This is a genomic window from Kitasatospora sp. NPDC101155 (assembly GCF_044768305.1).
In the GTDB taxonomy this organism is placed as follows: Bacteria; Actinomycetota; Actinomycetes; order Streptomycetales; family Streptomycetaceae; genus Kitasatospora.
The window spans coordinates 1-3698 of sequence record NZ_JBIWPN010000138.1 but is presented as its reverse complement, the minus strand read 5'-3'; the positions used below and the strand labels follow the sequence as shown (position 1 = coordinate 3698).

The 3698-nt window shown below is 75.3% G+C and carries 1 protein-coding gene; it reads right to left on the bottom strand.

The window, feature by feature from the left end; translation table 11 throughout:
• Positions 1 to 3698: SDR family NAD(P)-dependent oxidoreductase (locus ACIRYZ_RS46355; RefSeq protein ID WP_402955751.1), on the bottom strand; the 3698-nt coding region annotated here is incomplete at both ends.

The window sequence follows — 3698 nt, the reverse complement described above, 5'->3', positions numbered from 1 at the left end:
CAGCACACCCGCCGCGGCCTCACCCGCGGCCAGCGACCGCAGACCCGCCAGCGCACCGTCCCGGTCCCCGGCCACCACCACACCACGGTGCTCCAACGCCGAACGCGACGACACCAACGAGTACGCCACGTCGGCATCGCGCAGATCAGCGGAGCCCTCGACGAACGCCACCAGCCGCTCGGCCTGCTCGGCCAGGGCCGCCGCGGACCGGCCGGACACCACCCACGGCACCACCGGCAGCGAGGAGGCGACCAGCCCCTCGGCCGAGTCCTCGACCGAATCCCCGGAGGCTTCGGCGGCTTCCGCAGGCTCCTCGGCAGGAGCCTGCTCCAGGATCACGTGCACGTTCGTGCCGCCCATGCCGAAGGCGGAGACACCCGCCCGGCGCGGCTGCCCGGTCTCGGGCCACTCGCGCGCCTCGGTGAGCAGTTCCACCGCGCCGGCCGACCAGTCCACCTGCGGGGTCGGCTCGTCCACGTGCAGCGTCTTCGGCAGCACACCGTGGCGCATCGCCATCACCATCTTGATCACACCGCCGACACCCGCAGCGCCCTGGGTGTGGCCGATGTTGGACTTCAGCGCGCCGAGCCACAGCGGCCGCTCGGCGTCACGGTCCTGACCGTAGGTCGCGATGATCGCCTGCGCCTCGATCGGGTCACCCAGCGTGGTGCCGGTGCCGTGCGCCTCGACCGCGTCGACCTGGTCGGCCGTCAGACGGGCGTTGGCCAGCGCCTGGCGGATCACCCGCTGCTGCGAGGGACCGCTCGGCGCGGTCAGACCGTTCGAAGCGCCGTCCTGGTTCACCGCGCTGCCGCGCACCAGCGCGAGCACCGGGTGGCCGTTGCGCCGGGCGTCGGAGAGCCGCTCGACCAGCAGCATGCCCACGCCCTCGCCCCAGCCGGTGCCGTCGGCCGCGGCCGCGAAGGACTTGCAGCGACCGTTGGCGGCCAGGCCGCGCTGGCGGGAGAACTCCACGAAGCCCAGCGGCGTGGACATCACCGTGACACCGCCGACCAGGGCCATCGAGCAGTCCCGCTGGCGCAGCGCCTGGGCGGCCAGGTGCAGGGCGACCAGCGAGGTCGAGCACCCGGTGTCCACCGTGACGGCCGGCCCCTCCAAGCCGAAGGAGTACGACACCCGGCCCGACAGCACGCTCAGCGAGTTGCCGCTGCTGAGGTGGCCCTCCAGCCCTTCGGGGGCGAGCGCGAGCAGCGAGCCGTAGTCGTTGTTGACGGTACCGACGAAGACGCCGGTGGAGCTGCCGCGCAGCGTCTCCGGATCGATGCCGGCCCGCTCCATGAGCTCCCAGGAGGCTTCGAGCACGAGGCGCTGCTGGGGGTCCATCGCCAGGGCCTCGCGCGGCGAGATCCCGAAGAACCCGGCGTCGAAGTCGGCGACGTCGGTCAGGAAGCCGCCCTGGTCGGCGTAGGACTTGCCCTCCCGCTCCGGGTCCGGGTCGTAAAGGTCGTCGCCCCAGCCGCGGTTGGTCGGGAACGGGCCGAGCGCGTCCCGGCCGTCCGCGACCAGCTGCCACAGGTCCTCGGGCATCCGCACGTCGCCGGGGTAGCGGCAGCTCATCGCGACGATCGCGATGGGGTCGTCGTCGTTGTCGCCGGCACCGGCCGGGACGACGACGGCCGCGTCCTGCCCGAGGCCCAGCAGCTGGGCGCGCAGGAACTCGGCGAGCGCCTTGGGCCGCGGGTGGTCGAAGACCAGGGTCGCGGGCAGCCGGACGCCGGTGGCGCTGTTGAGCCGGTTGCGCAGCTCGACGGCGGTCAGCGAGTCGAAGCCGAGCTCCTTGAAGGCGCGGGTCGGCTCCACCGTGTCCGTGCCCTGGTGGCCGAGCACGGCCGCGGCCTGCGACCGGACCAGCTCCAGCAGCACCCGCTGCTGTTCGGCCTCGCTCATGCCCAGCAGTCGCTGGACGAGCTCCGAGCCGCTGCCCTGCGGGCCGGCGTCCGCCGCGCCGGTGCCGTCCAACGCGCTCTGGACCTCGGGGAGTTCGGCCAGCAGTCGGCTCGCGCGCACGGCGGTGAAGGCCGGGGCGAAGCGCTCCCAGTCGATGTCGGCGACGGTCAGCAGCGTGTCGTCGCGCTCCAGGGCCTGCTGCATCGCCTCCAGCGCGAGCGCGGGCGGCATCTCGTACAGGCCGCGGCGGCGCAGCCGCTCGCCGACCTCGCCGCCGGCCATCCCGCCGTCGGCCCAGGCGCCCCAGGCGATGGAGGTGGCGGTTAGGCCGCGGCTGCGGCGCTGCTCGGCCAGCGCGTCCAGGTGTGCGTTGGCCGCGGCGTAGGCACCCTGGCTGCCGCCGCCCCAGACGCCGGCCCCCGAGGAGAAGAGCACGAACGCGTCCAGCTCCCGGTCGGCGAACAGTTCGTCGAGGTGAGCGGCGCCGACGACCTTGGCCGAGACGACCTCGGCGAGCTCGGTCAGGCTCAGCTTGTCGAGCACCGTGGGATCGCCCACGCCCGCGGCGTGGAAAACGGAGCGGATCGGCGAGCCGTCGGCTTCGACGCACTGGATCAGCTCGGCGAGCGCGTCGCGGTCGGCCGCGTCGCAGGCGGCCACCGTCACCCGTACCCCGAGCGAGGTCAGCCGGTCGGCCAACTCGGCGGCGCCGGGGGCGTCCTGGCCCCGGCGGCTGGTCAGCACCAGGTGCTCGGCGCCACCGCGCGCCAGCCAGTCGGCCACCCGGGCGCCGACACCGCCGGTGCCGCCGGTGAGCAGCACGGTGCCCTGCGGCTGCCACGGCCGCACGGCGTCGGTGTCGCCGACGGGCGTCGCGCGGACGAGCCGGCGGCCGAAGACGCCGGCCGAGCGGATCGCGACCTGGTCCTCGCCCGAGGCGCCGGCCAGCACGCCGCAGAGCCGGTCGAGCGCCCGGTTGTCCAGCGACTCGGGCAGGTCGACCAGACCGCCCCAGCGCTGCGGGTGCTCCAGCGCGGCCACCCGGCCCAGGCCCCAGAGCTGGGCCGGCACCGTGCCGGCCGCCTCGTCCGAGCGCCGTACCGGCACGCCCTGACGGGTCAGGCACCACAGCGGCGCGTCGATGCCGGTGTCGCCCAGCGCCTGCACCAGCGCCAGGGTCATCGCCAGGCCGGTGCTCACCCCGGCCGCCTGCGGCAGCGGCTCCTCGGCCAGCCCCGCCAGCGACAGCACGCCGGCCGGCGCCGACTCACCGCAGGCGGCGCGCAGCCGCTCGGCGAGTACGGCGCGATCGGCGTCCGCCGCGGAGACCTCCAGTACCACCGTCTCGGCCCCACGCCCGCGCAGGCCGTCCAGGAGGGTCCCGATCCACGGGTCGTCACCCTGCCCGGCGGGCACCACGGTCAGCCAGGTGCCGGACGGCGCCGCGGTGCCGGTGGCCGCCAGCGGCTGCCAGCTCACCCGGTAGCGCCAGCGGTCCACCACCGCCTCGTCGCGGCGGCGGCGGCGCCAGGCGGACAGCACCGGCAGCACCGAGCCGAGCGACGCCTGCTGGTCCGCGCCCTCGGCACGCAGCGTGCCGGCCAGCGCCGCCAGGTCCTCCTGCTCGACCGCCGCCCAGAAGCGGCTGTCGGCGGCATCGGCGGCGCCGTTCCCGGCGGCGTTGGCGGGCTCCTCCAGCCAGTAGTGCTGGTGCTGGAAGGCGTACGTGGGCAGGTCGACCCGACGGGCACCCTGACCGGCGAACACCGCCGACCAGTCCACCGCCAACC